Annotated in this window: 14 protein-coding genes and 1 riboswitch; of the genes, 5 read left to right on the top strand and 9 right to left on the bottom strand. The window is 73.9% G+C overall.

Annotated features, from left to right (window positions below):
* The first annotated feature begins 13 nt into the window (after nucleotides 1-13).
* From ACGFX4_RS38300 to ACGFX4_RS38290, 3 genes are all read left to right on the top strand, one after another.
* Nucleotides 14-631, top strand: a complete 618-nt coding sequence (locus tag ACGFX4_RS38300; protein WP_393085222.1) for a class I SAM-dependent methyltransferase — start codon at nucleotides 14-16, stop codon at nucleotides 629-631.
* Nucleotides 632-707: 76 nt separating this feature from the next.
* The gene (locus ACGFX4_RS38295; protein WP_393085219.1) at nucleotides 708-1,376 is read left to right on the top strand and encodes a peptidylprolyl isomerase; all 669 of its coding nucleotides are present in this window, start codon (nucleotides 708-710) and stop codon (nucleotides 1,374-1,376) included.
* A gap of 291 nt (nucleotides 1,377-1,667) precedes the next feature.
* Nucleotides 1,668-1,813: riboswitch (cyclic di-AMP (ydaO/yuaA leader) on the top strand.
* 83 nt (nucleotides 1,814-1,896) lie between these two features.
* Nucleotides 1,897-2,985, top strand: a complete 1,089-nt coding sequence (locus ACGFX4_RS38290; protein ID WP_393085216.1) for a transglycosylase family protein — start codon at nucleotides 1,897-1,899, stop codon at nucleotides 2,983-2,985.
* A gap of 18 nt (nucleotides 2,986-3,003) precedes the next feature.
* Here the strand turns inward: ACGFX4_RS38290 and ACGFX4_RS38285 are convergent, their stop codons facing one another.
* Nucleotides 3,004-3,897, bottom strand: coding sequence for a diiron oxygenase (locus ACGFX4_RS38285; RefSeq protein ID WP_393085213.1), 894 nt, complete (start codon nucleotides 3,895-3,897; stop codon nucleotides 3,004-3,006).
* 87 nt (nucleotides 3,898-3,984) lie between these two features.
* Nucleotides 3,985-4,914, bottom strand: a complete 930-nt coding sequence (locus ACGFX4_RS38280; protein WP_393085210.1) for a pseudouridine synthase — start codon at nucleotides 4,912-4,914, stop codon at nucleotides 3,985-3,987.
* Between the two features lie 221 nt (nucleotides 4,915-5,135).
* Between ACGFX4_RS38280 and ACGFX4_RS38275 the strand changes: the two genes are divergently transcribed.
* Nucleotides 5,136-8,873, top strand: a complete 3,738-nt coding sequence (locus ACGFX4_RS38275) for a SpoIIE family protein phosphatase (protein ID WP_393085207.1) — start codon at nucleotides 5,136-5,138, stop codon at nucleotides 8,871-8,873.
* Between the two features lie 5 nt (nucleotides 8,874-8,878).
* Here the strand turns inward: ACGFX4_RS38275 and ACGFX4_RS38270 are convergent, their stop codons facing one another.
* Genes ACGFX4_RS38270 through ACGFX4_RS38260 form a run of 3 tightly spaced genes read right to left on the bottom strand, consistent with a single transcriptional unit; the run spans nucleotide 8,879 to nucleotide 11,204 of the window.
* Nucleotides 8,879-9,916 carry a transporter gene (locus ACGFX4_RS38270; protein ID WP_393085205.1) on the bottom strand — a complete coding sequence of 346 codons (1,038 nt, stop codon included), beginning with the start codon at nucleotides 9,914-9,916 and terminating at the stop codon, nucleotides 8,879-8,881.
* Entirely contained in the window at nucleotides 9,913-10,803 is an 891-nt protein-coding gene (locus ACGFX4_RS38265; protein ID WP_393085202.1) for an ABC transporter ATP-binding protein, read from the bottom strand. The genes ACGFX4_RS38270 and ACGFX4_RS38265 overlap by 4 nt, the downstream gene beginning before the upstream one ends.
* Nucleotides 10,800-11,204: a GntR family transcriptional regulator gene (locus tag ACGFX4_RS38260; protein WP_393085199.1), complete on the bottom strand. Its 405-nt coding sequence runs from the start codon at nucleotides 11,202-11,204 to the stop codon at nucleotides 10,800-10,802. Before ACGFX4_RS38260 ends, ACGFX4_RS38265 begins: the two co-directional genes overlap by 4 nt.
* A 182-nt stretch (nucleotides 11,205-11,386) precedes the next feature.
* Here ACGFX4_RS38260 and ACGFX4_RS38255 point away from each other — a divergent pair, with 182 nt between their 5' ends.
* Entirely contained in the window at nucleotides 11,387-11,710 is a 324-nt protein-coding gene (locus tag ACGFX4_RS38255) for a hypothetical protein (protein ID WP_393085196.1), read from the top strand.
* Nucleotides 11,711-11,796: 86 nt separating this feature from the next.
* On the opposite strand, the gene ACGFX4_RS38250 is transcribed toward ACGFX4_RS38255, so the two are convergent.
* From ACGFX4_RS38250 to ACGFX4_RS38235, 4 genes are all read right to left on the bottom strand, one after another.
* On the bottom strand, nucleotides 11,797-12,564 hold the full coding sequence (locus ACGFX4_RS38250; RefSeq protein ID WP_393085193.1) for a 3-oxoacyl-ACP reductase: 768 nt from the start codon (nucleotides 12,562-12,564) through the stop codon (nucleotides 11,797-11,799).
* Between the two features lie 5 nt (nucleotides 12,565-12,569).
* The gene (locus tag ACGFX4_RS38245) at nucleotides 12,570-13,937 is read right to left on the bottom strand and encodes an aldehyde dehydrogenase family protein (RefSeq protein WP_393085190.1); all 1,368 of its coding nucleotides are present in this window, start codon (nucleotides 13,935-13,937) and stop codon (nucleotides 12,570-12,572) included.
* Nucleotides 13,934-14,617, bottom strand: coding sequence for a gamma-glutamyl-gamma-aminobutyrate hydrolase family protein (locus ACGFX4_RS38240; RefSeq protein ID WP_393085187.1), 684 nt, complete (start codon nucleotides 14,615-14,617; stop codon nucleotides 13,934-13,936). Before ACGFX4_RS38240 ends, ACGFX4_RS38245 begins: the two co-directional genes overlap by 4 nt.
* A partial coding sequence (locus tag ACGFX4_RS38235; protein WP_393085184.1) for a glutamine synthetase family protein occupies nucleotides 14,614-15,786 on the bottom strand: 1,173 nt, incomplete at its 5' end. The genes ACGFX4_RS38235 and ACGFX4_RS38240, both read right to left, overlap by 4 nt.

Below are 15,786 nucleotides of genomic sequence, written 5' to 3'. Positions count from 1 at the left end.
CCGGAGGCACGCCTTGGACAGCAGCGCCTGGGACACCCGCTACCGAAGCTCGGAGCTGGTGTGGGGCACCGAGCCCAACCGCTGGGTCGCCGCGGAGACCGCCGACCTGACGCCGGGGCGGGCGCTCGACCTGGCGGCCGGTGAGGGCCGCAACAGCCTGTGGCTGGCCGCCCGGGGCTGGCGGGTGACCGCGGTGGACTTCTCCCCCGTCGCGCTGGGCCGGGCCCGCACGCTCGCCGCCGCGCTGCCCGCGGACAACGCCGCCCGGGTCGAACTGGTCGAGGCGGACGTGCTGGCGTACGAGCCGGAGGCAGCCGGGTACGACCTGGTGCTGATCGCCTACCTGCAGCTCCCCGGCGAGCAGTTGGGGTCGGTGCTGGTGCGTGCGGCCGGGGCGGTGGCGCCGGGCGGCACGCTGCTGGTGGTGGGCCACGACTCGACCAACCTGGCCGAGGGCGTCGGCGGGCCGCAGGACCCGGCGGTGCTGTACCGCCTGCCGGAGGTCCTCGCCACCCTCGCCGACACCGGCCTGACGGCCGTTCGGGCGGAGCGGGTCCGCCGCCCGGCGACCCGGCCGGACGGGACGGCGGGCGAGGCGGTCGACACACTGGTGCGCCTGCGCCGGGCGTGAATCCGGCACGCTTGGCGGCCGGCCGGACGGGGCATGAATGACGGGTCCACGCCAACTCCATCCGGAAGGCCGCCCCGTGAACCGCAAGTCCATGGCCCTGCTCGCCGCCGTCGCCACCCTGCCGCTGGCCCTCTCCGGCACCGTCGCCGCCGCCCAGCCGTCCGGCTCGGCCGCCGCCGCGTCCGCCGCCTGCAGCTACACCCCGGCGGTCCCGGCCGACAACTTCAAGGGCATCCCGGTGTTCGACGCGAAGCAGGCGGCGAAGCCGTACAGCGCGACGCTGCGCACCACCCAGGGCGCGATCACGTTCAAGGCGCTGACCGACAAGGCGCCGTGCACCACGTTCTCGTTCCGGTTCCTGGCCGAGCGCGACTACTTCGACCGCAGCCACTGCCACCGGCTCACCACCCAGCGCATCTTCGTGCTGCAGTGCGGCGACCCGACCGGCACCGGCAGTGGCGGTCCCGGCTACTCCTTCCCGGACGAGAACCTGGAGGGCGCCACCTACCCGGCCGGGACGGTGGCGATGGCCAACGCCGGCCCGAACACCAACGGCAGCCAGTTCTTCTTCGTCTGGAAGGACACCAAGCTCTCGCCCGCCTACACGCCGTTCGGTCGGGTGACGGCCGGGCTCGACGTCCTGCAGCGGATCGCGGCGGCCGGCGAGGACGACCAGAACAACCCGGGCGACGGCTTCCCGAACCTGCCGGTGAACATCCGTCACGTCGCCATCACCAAGCGCTGACCGGACCGACACATCCGTCCGGCCGCCGACCGGGCGTCAGCGGCCGGACCGTACCGCGGTTCGACCTTCGCGCAAGCGAGTTTCGAACGGCCGCGCGGGGCGGCGGTGTGCGGACGGGGCTTGTGGGGTGGCTGTGGTTTGTGGGCGACGAAGGTGGACGGCCCGTGACGGGGCTGTGATCCTGGCGGTATGAGCTTGTGATTGGCTGCCCGGGTTGAATAGTCTCCGTGCAGCCCGCACACGCGGGCCCCGTGCGCGGAAACGCCGAGCCCTGTCCGCCGCGCTCCCGGGATGCCCAACACACCACCTGGGGCAGGGGTGGGGGAACCAGGTAAGTCGCCGTCCCCGACGGCTCGGGGTGAAGCCGCCTCCCGGCGGCCGGGCCACCTCCCGGTCCGAACCCGACAGCTCACCTCGCAGGCGTGCGGAGAGGGACGTCCTCATGCTCTTCACGGGTCCGGGTCGGCACCGCCGTCCCACCCAGGCGGAGAAGGCCATTGCGGTCGCGAGTATCGCGGGCGTGGGCCTGGCACTGCCCCTGCTGGCCGCCACCGGAGCGCAGGCCGCGCCGACGCCGGTCTGGGACAAGGTCGCGGGCTGCGAGACCGGCGGCAACTGGAGCGCGGACTCCGGCGACGGCTACCACGGCGGCCTGCGTTTCACGGACTCCACCTGGGCGGCGTACGGCGGCACCGAGTTCGCGCCGAGCGCGGACCGGGCGACCCGCAGCCAGCAGATCGCGGTGGCCGAGCGGGTGCTCGCCGCCGAGGGCGAGGGCGGCTGGGGCACCTGCGCCCAGCAGGCCGGCCTGTCCCGGGACGGCGTGACCGGCGTGGTGGACGTCAACGACTCGGCGGACGAGACCGGCTCGCTGCGCGGCAGCCGCGGCGTCGACATGGTGAACGCGGCCCAGGACGGCTCGCTGCCCGCCGCGCACACCACCCCGGTCTTCTCCGGCCTCCCGGGCTGGGACCCGGTGTACAGCGTGTACTGGTACGAGCAGGACGGCGGCTGGTTCTGGACCAGCCACCACTCGGTGTACGAGCACCACGTCAGCTCGGCCGCCGCGAAGGCGGCGAAGGCCGCACAGGACGCCCGGAACGCGCAGGGCACCACGGCGCCCGCCACCACCGCGCCGGTCGCCCCGGTGGCTCCGGTGGTCCCGGTCGACCCGACGCTTCCCACCGCGCCGGTCACCACGACGCCGACCCTGCCGACCGACCCGACCGGGACCCCGACCGACCCGACCGTCCCGCCGGTCACCGTCGACCCGACCGCGCCGGTCACCGGCGACCCGACGCTGCCGGTGGCGCCGCCGGTCGACCCGACGGCGCCGGCGACCGGTCCGACCACCCCGACGGTCCCGGGCGCCGACGCCACCGCTCCGGCCGCGCCCACCGCGCAGCCGAGCTCTCCTGCCACCGAGTCGGCCCCGCCGGCCGCCACCCCGAAGGCGTACACGGTGCAGGCGGGCGACACGCTGGCGTCCATCGCCCGCAACAACGGCCTGCAGGGCGGTTGGAAGGGGCTCTACGAGGCCAACAAGCTGGTCGTGGGCGAGAACCCGGACCTGCTCAAGCCCGGCCTGGTGCTCCAGCTGGGCCAGTGACGGCCTGCGGGCCGCCCGTCAGTGGATGACGCCGGCGGCCCGCAGCAGCCAGCGGTTGGTGCGGCCGACCAGCCCGGCCCGGTCGAGGACACCGATCACCTTGGCGGCCATCTCCACCTTGGTGGCCCGCCAGTGCGGGTTGGCCTTCGCGGCGGCGCTGCCGACCTCGGGAGCGATGCCCACGGCGCGGTACAGGCGCGGGTGGATCAGGCTGACGGTGGCGAAGTAGACGATCAGTCCGATGAACAGCTGCTCGTAGCGGCGCCGGACCGGCCCGAGCCGGCGCCGCACCAGTTCCTCGCGCGCATAGCTGATGTGCCGCGACTCCTCGATGACGTGGATCCGCGAGACCTGCCGGGTGAGCGGCTGGAGCGTCTCGTCGGCCATCAGTTCGCGCTGGAAGGCGTCCAGGATCTCCTCGACGTACATGGTGCCGCCGAAGGTCTGGCTGTGCGTGGAGATCGCCTTGAAGAGCCGTCCGAGGTTGTGCGCCACCGGGCGCGCGCCGTACGCGGGGACGCCCATCCAGCTGATCATTTTGGCGAACATCACCGAGTGCCGGCACTCGTCGCCGATCTCGGTCAGCGCGTACTGCACGTGCGCGGAGGTCGGGTCCTGGTCGAAGGCGTGCCGCAGCAGCATCTGCATCAGGATCTCCTCGAACCAGATGCCGACGCTGGCGATCGAGGCGGTCTCGTGCTTGCTGAGCTCGATCCGCCGCTCCTCGTCCAGCGTCTCCCACAGCGGGGTGCCGTAGAGCGAGAGGCGGTGCGGCGGGCAGTAGTAGCGGCCGGGCTCGGGGGCGGAGTCCCAGTCGACGTCCTTGAGCGGGTCGAAGGAGAGCTTGGCGGACGAGGCGAGCAGGCGTTCGGCGGTCCGCTCGCGGTCGCGCAGGCGGGTCGTCTCGGGCATGGGGGATCTCCTTCGCGGCGCGTACGTGTCCGTGCCGCGAAGGTAGAAGTTATTAGACCCACCGTCAATACACCGCGCAGAACCCGGCTACCCGGGCCACCCCGCCAGCGTGCGGCGGCTGCGGAAACAGTGCTCCTCCCCGCTCACCGGATCGGTGAACTCCAGCGACCGGGCCAGCAGTTGCAGCGGCGCACCGAAGTCCTCCGGCTCGGACGCGGGCCGCACCACGGGGTAGATCGGGTCGTGCAGGATCGGCACGCCCAGACGGTTCAGGTGCACCCGCAGCTGGTGGGTGCGGCCGGTGTGCGGCAGCAGCCGGTAGAGCCCCAGGCCCTCGCGGTGGCCGACCAGCTCCACCCGGGTCTCCGCGTTCGGCTCGCCGGGCACCTCGTACGCCGCCATCTCGCCGCGCACCTTCACGATCCGGCTGCGCACCACCGCAGGCAGCTCCAGCGCGGGATCGTGGCGGGCCACCGCCCGGTACTCCTTGCGGGCCAGCCGGCGCTCGAACAGGCCCTGGTAGGCGCCCCGGTGGCGCGGATCGGCGACGAACAGCACCACGCCCGCGGTCAGCCGGTCCAGCCGGTGGGCGGGGCTGAGCGCGGGCAGGTCCAGGTCGCGGCGCAGCCGGGCGAGCGCGGTGTCGGTGACGTGCGAGCCGCGCGGGGTGGTGGCGAGGAAGTGCGGCTTGTCGGCGACCACGATCCGCTCGTCGCGGTACAGGACCTCCACCTCGAAGGGCACCGGCTCCTCGTACGGGGTCCACTCGCGGTGGAACCACAGGTACCCGCCGGGGGTGAACGGGGTGTCGGCGTCGATCGGGCCGTGAACGGCGACGAACTCGCCGCGGGCCAGCATCCCGGCCACCCGGTCCGGTCCGACGGCGCGGCCGTAGCGCTCGCGCAGGTAGTCGGCGGCGGTCGGCCACGGACCTTCCTGCGGCAGCCTGACCCGGACCGGGTCGATGCCGTCCCGCTGCGGCAGCGGGCTCGCCGGCACCCCTGACCTGCGCCCCACAGTCCACCACTCCCGCCGCTCGACCCGTCCGCCCACCCTACCCACCGCGCGGCGCCGCCCCGGGCGGGCCCGGGGTGCGTGGACGGCCCGGGGCGGGGAAGAAGCCCCCGTGCGGCGCCTGGCCGCCCGGTGACCGGAACGCCTTCGGCTCCGTACGGGACAGCGGCGGGCCGCCATGGGAACATGGCAGGGCGGAGCGCCCAGTGAGCGGCAGGTGGCCGATGGACACCGACAAACAGGGCAGGATCCCCCAGACCCGCCGGAACCCGGCCCTCGCCGGAGCCGACGAGCAGGCCTTCGACGGCCTGCTGACCATCCCGATCGCCACGGCGCTGATCGCCGAGGACGGCCTGATCCTGCACTGGAGCCCGGACGCGGAGGCGCTGCTCGGCTACCGCGCGGACGAGGCGGTCGGCTCGCCGGCCGCGCAGCTGCTGGTCACCGCCGAGCAGCGGCCGGAGGTGCTGGCGCTGTTCCGGGACATCGTCCAGGGCCGGGCGTGGTCCGGTGTCTTCCCGGTGCGCCACCGCAGCGGGCACCACGTGAACCTGGAGTTCCGCACCCACCCCATCGCCGGGCCGGGCGGGCGCCCGCTGGTGCTGGCGGTGGCCTCGGACGTGACGGCGCTGCGCCGGCTGCAGGCGGACCTGGCGGTGCTGGACGGGTTCTTCACCCAGTCCCCGGTGGGCATGGCGGTGTACGACGCCCAGCTGCGCTTCGTCCGGCTGAACGAGGCGCTGGCGAAGATCAACGGCCTGCCGGTCGACGCGCACCTGCGCCGCCGGGTGACCGAGGTGCTGCCGGGCATCAACGGCCGGGAGATCGAGGCGGTGATGCGCCGGGTGCTGGAGGAGGGCGAGGCGGTGGTGGACACCCGCTCGCACGGCCGCACCCCGGGCGACCCGACCCACGACCACGCCTGGTCGGCCTCGTACTTCCGGCTGCAGCAGGCGGACGGGCGGGTGCTGGGCGTCTCCTCGACCATCGTGGACATCACCGAGCGCTTCCAGGCCGAGACGGTGGCGGCCCGCGCCCAGCGGCGGCTGACCCTGCTGGCGGAGGCCACCGCGACGGTCGGCACCACGCTGGACGTCCGGCAGACCGCGCACGAGCTGGCGGACGCCGTCGTGCCGGACCTCGCCGACACCGCCGGGGTGTTCGCGCTGGAGCACCTGATCAGCGGCGGCGAGGAGCAGCCCGCCGACGAGGTGCCGGGCGACGGTGGGCAGCTGCCGCACCGGCTGCGGCGGATCGCGCTGACCACGGTGGACCCGGACCATCCGACCCGGCACCTGCCGACCGAGGCGGTGCTGGTGGTGCCCCGCGAGTCGGCGTACGGCCGGGCGCTGGAGCTGGGGCGCACGATCAGCGCCCCGACCTGGGAGCTGCCGCTGCTCGCCGAGGCCGTGCCGGAGCACGCGCTCAGCGCGTACCTGGGCGACCGGCCGCGCCGGGTGGTGATCACGCCGCTGGTGGCCCGCGGCTCGGTGCTCGGCATGCTGGTGTACTCGCGGCGGGCGGACCGCGAGGAGCTGACCGAGGACGACGTCACGCTGGGCGACGAGCTGGCCACCCGGGCGGCGACCGCGATCGACAACGCCCGGCTGTACACCCGGGCCCGGGACGCCGCCGAGCAGCGCCGGCGGGCGCTGGAGACCGCGCAGACCGCGCAGGAGCGCCTGGCGCTGCTCAACGAGGCCTCCACCCGGATCGGCACCACCCTGGACCTGGCGACCACGGCCCGGGAGCTGGCCGAGACCGCCACCCCGCGCCTCGCCGACACGGTGATCGTGGAGGTGCTGGACGCGCTGGTGCGCGGCGATCCCTCGCCCACCCCGGGGCAGGCGGACCGCTCGGCGGTGCTGCGCCGGCTGGCGTTCCACACCGTGCCGGGCAGCGGGATGACGCCGGTCGCCCCGGAGGGCACCGTGCACCGCTTCCACCCGAGCACCCCGTACGCGTGGGCGCTGGCGCACCGGCGGCCGGTGCTGCTGCCGCACACCGACGAGCGGGCGATGAGCTGGTTCGCCGACGACGTGGAGCGGGCGCAGGCGGTCCGCGAGCAGGGGGTGCGCTCGCTGATGGTGATCCCGCTGATCGCCCGGGGCGCGGCGATCGGCACCGCGACCTTCTACCGGTCGATCACCGAGCAGCCCTACGACCACGCCGACATGGCGCTGGCCGCGGAGCTGGCGGCGCGGGCCGCGGTGTCGATCGACAACGCGATCCTGTACACCCGGGAGCGGGACGCCGCCGAGCAGCGCCGCCGGGCGCTGGACGCGGCGGGGGCCGCGCAGGAACGCCTGGCGCTGCTCAACGAGGCCTCCACCCGGATCGGCACCACGCTCGACCTGCCGCGCACGGCGATGGAGCTGGTCGAGGTGGTGATCCCGCGGTTCGCCGACTTCGTGACGGTCGACCTGCTGGAGTCGGTGATGGAGGGCGAGGTGCCGGACCCGGTGCCGCCGTCCGGCTCGGTGCTGCTGCGGGCGGTCGCGGTCGGCGAGATCGACGACGCCGGGACGATGACCTCGGCCTCCGACCCGGTGGGCGGGGCCTCCCGGTCGGCGCAGCTGTACGCGCAGAGCCTGCGCACCGGGCGGTCGATCCTGGTGCCGCACGTGGACGAGCCGGCGCTGCGGCGGATCGTCGCGCACCCGGACCGGATCGATCCGAGCCTGGAGGCGGGCGTCCACTCGTACCTGATGGTGCCGCTGCTGGCGCGCGGGACGGTGCTGGGCGGCGCGGAGTTCATCCGGACCCGCAACCAGGAGCCGTTCACCCCGGCGGACGTGGCGCTGGCGGAGGAGCTGGCGGCGCGGGCCGCGGTCTGCATCGACAACGCCCGGCTGTACCGGAGCGAGCGGGACACCGCGCTGACCCTGCAGCGCAGCCTGCTGCCGCAGGACGTGCACCGCACCCCGGGGCTGGAGATCGCCTACCGGTACCTGCCGTCGAGCGTGATCAGCGAGGTGGGCGGCGACTGGTTCGACGTGGTGCCGCTGACCGGCGGGCGGGTGGCGCTGATCGTCGGCGACGTGATGGGGCACGGCATCCGGGCGGCCGCGACCATGGGCCAACTGCGGACCGTGGCAAGGACCCTGGTCACCCTGGACATGGACCCGGCGCGGGTGCTGCGGCGGCTCGACGAGGCGACCGCGGCGCTCGGCGAGGGCCAGTTCGCCACCTGCGTGTGCGTGGTCTTCGACCCGGTGGACCGGATCTGCACGCTCTCCACCGCGGGCCACCTGCCGCCGGTGGTCTCCGAACGGGACGGCACCGCCCGGCTGCTGGACCCGCCGCCGGGCGCGCCGCTGGGGGTCGGCGGGGTGCCGTTCCAGGCGATGCGCTTCACCCTGCCGGACGACGGCCTGCTGGTGATGTACACCGACGGCCTGGTGGAGCGCCGCGGCCACGACCTGGACGAGGGGCTGGACCTGCTGCGCCGCACCGTCGCCCTGCGGCAGCCGACCCTGGAGCGGGGCTGCGACGCGGTGCTGGCCGCGCTCAACGCCAACGCCGGGCAGGACGACGTCGCGGTGATCATGGCCCACGCCGGGCCGATCGGCGGCGACCAGCTGGCCACCCTGACCCTGGAGGGCGACCGGGCGATGGTCCGGCACGCCCGCCGCTTCACCCGCGACACCCTGCACGGCTGGGGGCTGGGCTCGCTGGGCGACCTGGCCGAGCTGCTCACCAGCGAGCTGATCACCAACGCCCTGGTGCACGCCGGGGCCCCGGTCCAGATCCGGCTGTTCCGCAACCAGTTGCTCACCGTCGAGGTGTCCGACGTGGACAGCCGTGAGCCCCGGCTGCGCGCCGCCCGCGCGGAGGACGAGGGCGGCCGGGGCATGCACCTGGTCAACGAGCTCGCCCACCGCTGGGGCAGCCGGGCCACCCGCGACGGCAAGGTGGTCTGGTTCGAACTGGAGCTGCCGATCGGCGCCCCGCCCCACTGAGCGGGTCAGACGCCCCGGCGGCGGCGGATCCACCAGAAGCAGAACCCGGCCAGGCCGCCGCTGACCGCCAGGTAGCCGGCGGTCTCGATCCACTGGAAGGCCCAGAAGCGGTCGGCGGGCTGGTACGTCACCTGCTTGCGGTAGCCGTACCCCGTGACCAGCCGGGCCAGGCACTCCATCGCGTGCTCGGGGTCCTTGTCCGGCGCGCAGGCCGTGCCGTCGACCTCGGGCACGACCACCTCGCCGACCGGCGCCGACCTGCTGTCCAGCGAGCCGCTGGACAGCACCCAGGCACCGGGCTCGGGGCCGCTGACCGCCAGCATCACGATGTCGCCCTGCTGCCCCCGGCGCAGGCCGTCGATGTCGGCGGCGGTGATCGCCCCGGTCGCCCGCAGCGGCGTCATCAGGTGCGGCCGGACCAGCGTCGGCACCAGCACCTGCACGGCGGCGAACACCGCGAGGGTGACCACCATCGCGGGCAGGGTGCGGCGCAGCAGCAGGCCGACGGTGACGCCGAGCACGAAGGCGAAGACCGCGTACCCGACCGGTGCGACACCCCGGGTGCCGAAGGCGAGTGGTGCCATCCGGACGAAGTCCCGGACGGCGGCCCGGTCCAGCGGCCCGGCCCACCAGGTGCCGGCCAGGCTGACCAGTCCGGCGGCGGCCGTCGCGGCGGCGCAGGTCAGGCCGAGCTTGACGGCCAGCCAGCGGCTGCGGGTCAGCGACTGGTTCCACACCAGCCGCAGCGTCCCGGCCTCCAGCTCGCGGGCGATCAGCGGCGCGCCCCAGAACAGGCCGATCAGCGCGGGCACCACCAGGACCACCGCGGAGACCGCGAGGAAGCCGAGCTGGTGGGCGTCGAAGAACTTCCGCAGGAAGCCGGCCGTGCAGCCCTCGGCCTGTCCGGTGCAGGCCGCCAGGCCCGCCGTGTAGTCGTGCGCCAGGCCGGCGCGGGTGGCCCCGAGCGCGGCGGCGAGCAGGGCGAGCGCGAGGGCCGTGACCAGCGCGGGGGCGCGGAACTGGCGCCAGGTCAGCCAGATCACTTGACCACCTCCAGGGCGGGCCGCGTCTCGGCGGCGGCGGACGGGTCGAGGTAGGCGAGCACCAGGTCCTCCAGGCCGAGCCGGGAGACCGTCCAGCCCGGGTCGTGGATCGGCTGCTCGCTGCGGACCAGCAGGGTGGACTGCCGGTCGGTGTGGCTGGCGGTGACCACCTGCTGGGTGTCCGGGAGGGTGGCGGGGTCGCGGCGCGGGCCGACCAGCCGGTGGTGGGTGGCGAGCAGGTGTTCCAGATCGCCGGCCACCCGGACCCGGGAGTCGACCAGCACGACCAGGTGGTCGCAGGAGCGTTCGACGTCGGAGACCAGGTGGGAGGAGAGCAGCACGCTCAGCTCCTGGTCGGCGACGGCCTCCAGCAGGTCCTGCATGAACTCCCGCCGGGCCAGCGGGTCGAGGGCGGCCACCGGCTCGTCCAGGATCAGCAGTTCGGGCCGCTTGGCGATGGCCACGGTCAGCGCCAGCTGGGCGCGCTGGCCGCCGGAGAGCGCCCCGGCCTTCTGCTTCGGGTCGAGTCCGAGCCGCCGGATCCGCTCCTCGGCCACGGCCGCGTCCCAGCGCGGGTTGAGCCGGCGGCCCAGCTCCAGGTGGTCGGCGACGCTGAGCCGGGCGTACGTCGGGGTGTCCTGGGCGACGAAGCCGACCTTGGCGAGCTGCGCGGCGTCCGCGCCGGGGCGCCCGCCGGTGACCTCGATCTCGCCCTCGGTCGGGGCGAGCATCCCGGACGCCAGGTTGAGCAGCGTCGACTTGCCCGCGCCGTTGGGGCCGACCAGCCCGACCACCTTCCCCGCGGGCACGTCCAGGTGGCAGTCCTGCAGCGCCCACCGGCGCCGGTACCGCTTGCCGAGCCCTCGGGCGCGGATCACCGAGCTCAAGCTACTTCTCCTTCGGCGTGGTGAAACGTGCTCAGGAACAGGGCCTCGATGCTCTCCTCGTCGAGGCCGGCCAGGCGCGCCTTGGTGAGCCAGCGCTCCAGCTCGCGGCGGAGCGGGGCGTGCGAGGCGAGGGCGGCGCCGCCGGCCAGGGTGCGGGTGACGAAGGTGCCGACGCCCGGGCGGGCCGCCACCAGGCCCTCCAACTCCAGTTCGCGGTAGGCCTTCAGCACGGTGTTGGGGTTGACCGCCACCTGCCGGGCGACGTCCTTGACGGTGGGCAGCCGGTCCCCTTCGAGCAGCACGCCCAGGCGCAGCGCGTGCCGCACCTGCTGGACCAGCTGCTGGTACGGGGAGAGCCCGGACCGCTCGCTGAGATGGAACTCGATCACCGGTTCCTCCATTTACCTAGTTGCCTAGTACTTTAGGCAGCTGGGGTGACTGTCCGTCAAGAGGAGGAGCTGCACTGGGCCATTGGCGCTGATCGTGTCCACCGTGCGGGTGACCGCCGGGGCGTCGGTTCGTGGGCGAGGCACCGGCCGGCTGGATCATCGGTGGCGTCCGTCACCAACCACGGAGGACTCCGATGCGTTTCAGCATTGCCAAGGTCACCACGCTCACCGCCGCCGCCGGCCTGGCCCTGTTCGGTGCCGCCGGCTCGGCCGCCGCGTACGGCCACGGCCACCACCACTTCCACCCGCACCCGCACCACCACGACTCCGCGCCGGCCTCGGCGACCATCGTCACCGGCGGCGACGCGACGGTGGACGGTGACGACGAGTGGGTGGTCGTGACCGGTGGCGACGCCGACGTGACCGGCGGGAACGCGATCGTGACCGGCGGCGACGCCTGGGTCCACGGCGGTTCCGCGATCGTGACCGGCGGCGACGCGACGGTGGACGCCGACTAGCGCGAGCACGGGGACGGCTGCCCCTTGCGGGCAGCACGACGGCCGGGCACCCCGTGCGGGGTGCCCGGCCGTCGGCGTTGCGCGGACTACTGCGGGGTGACGTACGCCCCGGAGATGCCGCCGTCCACCAGGAAGGTGTTGGCGGTCATGAACGAGGAGTCGTCGCTGGCGAGGAAGGCGACGGCCGCCGCGATCTCCTCCGGCTCGGCGAACCGGCCGAGCGGGATGTGCACCAGGCGGCGCGCGGCCCGCTCCGGGTCCTTGGCGAACAGCTCCTGCAGCAGCGGGGTGTTGACCGGCCCCGGGCACAGCGCGTTCACCCGGATGCCCTGCCGGGCGAACTCCACGCCGAGCTCGCGCGACATCGCCAGCACGCCGCCCTTGGAGGCGGAGTAGGAGATCTGCGAGGTGGCCGCGCCCATCACCGCGACGAACGAGGCGGTGTTGATGATGGAGCCCTTGCCCTGGCGCTGCATGTGCGGGATCGCGTACTTGCAGCACAGGTAGACGCTGGTCAGGTTGACGTCCTGGACCCGCTTCCAGGCCTCCAGGCCGGTCACCAGGATGGAGTCGTCGTCGGGCGGCGAGATGCCGGCGTTGTTGAACGCGATGTCCAGCGAGCCGTAGGTGTCCACGGCGGTCTGGTACATCGCCCGGACCTGCTCCTCGTCGGTCACGTCCGCCTGCACGAACAGCCCGCCGACCTCGTTGGCGGCCTTGGCGCCGCGCTCCTCGTCGACGTCCACGCAGACCACCTTGGCGCCCTCGGCGGCGAACCGCCGCGCGGTGGCCAGGCCGATGCCGCTGCCGGCGCCGGTGATGACCGCCACCCGGCCCTCGAGTCGCTTGGTCATGGTGCTCACTCCTCCGTCGAGATGAAGACGTTCTTGGTTTCGGTGAAAGCGTGCAGGGCGTCCGGGCCGAGCTCGCGGCCGAGCCCGGACTGCTTGAAGCCGCCGAAGGGGGTCCAGTAGCGCACCGAGGAGTGCGAGTTGACCGACAGGTTGCCGGCCTCCACGGCGCGCGCCACCCGCAGCGCCCGGCCCACGTCGCGGGTCCAGATCGAGCCGGACAGGCCGTACTCGGTGGCGTTGGCGATCCGCACCGCGTCGTCCTCGCCGCGGAACGGCACCACGCTGACCACCGGGCCGAAGATCTCCTCGGTGAACGCCCGCTCCTGGTGCGACTCGTGGGTCAGCACGGTCGGCGGGAACCAGAAGCCGGGGCCTTCCGGCGCACTCCCCTGGAACAGGGGCTCGCCGACGAAGGAGGCCACCCGCTCCCGGTGCGCGGCCGAGATCAGCGGGCCCATCTCGGTCTTCTCGTCCTTCGGGTCGCCGACCCGGACGCCGCGCACGGCCGTCTCCAGGCGCTGCACGAACTCCTCGTACACCGAGGCCTCGACCAGGATCCGCGAGCGCGCGCAGCAGTCCTGTCCGGCGTTGTCGAAGACCGCGTACGGGGCGGCCGCCGCCGCCTTCTCCACGTCGGCGTCGGCGAAGACGATGTTGGCACTCTTGCCGCCGAGTTCCAGGGTGACCGGCTTCACCTGCTCCGCGCAGCCCGCCATGATCGACTTACCGACGGCGGTGGAGCCGGTGAACACCACCTTGCGCACGTCCGGGTGGGTGACGAAGCGCTGCCCGACGACCGGGCCTCGGCCCGGCAGGATCTGCAGCACGCCCTCCGGCAGCCCGGCCCGGAGGGCGAGTTCGCCGAGCCGCAGCGCGGTCAGCGGGGTCAGCTCGGCGGGCTTGACGATCACCGTGTTGCCGGCGGCGAGCGCCGGGGCGAAGGCCCAGGCGGCGATCGGCATCGGGAAGTTCCACGGCACGATCACGCCGACCACGCCGAGCGGCTCGTGGAAGGTCACGTCCAGGCCGCCCGCGACCGGGATCTGCCGGCCGAACAGCCGCTCCGGCGCCCCCGCGTAGTACTCGATGACGTCGCGGGCGTTGCCGGCCTCCCAGCGGGCGTTGCCGACGGTGTGCCCGGCGTTGGCCACCTCCAGCGCCGCGAGGTGCTCGCGGTCGCCGTCGACGGCCGCCGCGAACGCCCGCAGGAGCCGCGCCCGGTCGCCGGGGGCGACGCGCCGCCAGCTGTCGAACGCGGCCTTCGCCCGCGCGATCGCCGCGTCGGTGGCCGCGACGTCCGCCAGCTCGACGGTCGCGATCACCTCCTCGGTCGCCGGGTTGACCACCTCGAACAGGTCCTCAGCCACGATCATCCTTTCTTTCCGGCCGACACCAGTGCCTCGAACAGCCGCAGGTCGGACAGGTCGGTCTCCGGGTGCCACTGGACGCCGACCACGAAGCCGGGCCCGTCCGTCTCCACGGCCTCGACCACGCCGTCCGCGCTCCGGGCGGTGGCCCGCAGGCCGTCGCCCAGCCGTGCCACCGCCTGGTGGTGGTAGCAGTTGACCTGGGTGTCCTCGCCCAGGATCGCCGCGATCCGGCTCCCCCCGACGGTCCGCACCTCGGTCTTCACGAACCGCGCGGGCGGGTCCTGGTGGCTGCCGTCCGGCAGGTGCTGGACCAGGTCGCCGCCGAGCGCCACGTTCAGCAGCTGCATCCCGCGGCACACCCCGAGCACCGGCACCCCGGCGCCGAGGGCGGCCGCCAGCAGGTCGAACTCCCAGGTGTCGCGGGCGCCCTGGGGCGCGCCGGTGCGCGGGTGCGGGTCGGCGCCGTAGCGGGCGGGGTCGAGGTCGGCGCCGCCCGCGAGCAGCAGGCCGTCCAGCACCCCGACCAGCCGTCCGGCGTCCGCCTGCGGCGGCAGCAGCACGGCGGTCGCGCCGGCCCGCTCCACCGCCTCGACGTAGCTCTCCGGGACCAGCGCGGCGCCCTGGTCCCAGACGCTCCACCGGGCCGGCTCCCGGTAGGTGGTGACTCCGATCAGCGGTCTCACAGGCGCTCGAACCCCCGGCGGCGCTCCCAGTCGGTGACGGCGGCGTCATAGGCGGCCAGTTCGGTCCGTCCGGCGTGGGTGTAGTGCTGGACGACATCCTTGCCGAAGGCCTCGGTGGCGGCGGCGCTGTTCTCGAACAGGGCGACCGCGTCGCGCAGGGTGGCGGGCACCCGGGGCGCGTCGCTGGCGTACGCGTTGCCGGTGAACTCCGGTTCCAGCTCCAGCTGCTGCTCGACACCGTGCAGTCCGGCGGCGATCAGCGCGGCGACCGCGAGGTACGGGTTGACGTCGCCGCCGGGGACGCGGTTCTCGAAGCGCAGGGACGGGCCGTGGCCGACCACCCGCAGCGCGCAGGTCCGGTTGTCGCGTCCCCAGGCAACGGCCGTGGGCGCGAAACTGCCGGCCACGTACCGCTTGTAGGAGTTGATGTTCGGCGCCAGCAGCAGCGAGAACTCGGCCAGGCAGGCCAACTGCCCCGCCAGGAAGTGCTCCATCGTCCGCGAGAACCCGTTCGGGCCCTCCCCTGCCATCACCGGCCGCCCCTCCCCGTCCCGCAGGCTGAGGTGGATGTGGCAGGAGTTGCCCTCGCGCTCGTTGTACTTCGCCATGAAGGTCAGGCTCTGCCCCTCCTGCGCGGCGATCTCCTTGGCGCCGGTCTTGTACACCGAGTGGTCGTCGCAGGTGCGCAGCGCGTCCGTGTACTTGAACGCGATCTCGTGCTGGCCGAGGTTGCACTCGCCCTTCGCCGACTCCACCACCAGCCCGGCGCCGGCCATCTCGTTGCGCAGCCGGCGCAGCAGCGGCTCGATCCGGGCGGTGCCGAGGATCGAGTAGTCGACGTTGTACTGGTTGACCGGGGTGAGCGCCTGGTAGTTCTTTTCCCAGGCCTGCTCGTAGGTGTCGCGGAAGACGATGAACTCGAGCTCGGTGCCGACGTAGGCGTGCCAGCCGTAGCCGGCCAGCCGGTCCAGCTGCCGCTTGAGGACCTGCCGGGGCGAGACCGCCACCGGCCGCCCGTCGTGGTGGGCGAGGTCGCACTGGACCATCGCGGTGGCCGGGTGCCAGGGCACCATGCGCAGCGTGCCGAGGTCGGGGACGAAGACCAGGTCGCCGTAGCCGCTGTCCCAGGAGGAGACCTCGTAGCCGTCGACGGTGTTCATGTCGATGTC

The organism is Kitasatospora sp. NPDC048365, from assembly GCF_043200835.1.
Classification (GTDB): domain Bacteria; phylum Actinomycetota; class Actinomycetes; order Streptomycetales; family Streptomycetaceae; genus Kitasatospora; species Kitasatospora terrestris.
Note: the sequence above shows the minus strand (reverse complement) of the source record. Positions and strands in the feature narration are given on the sequence as shown.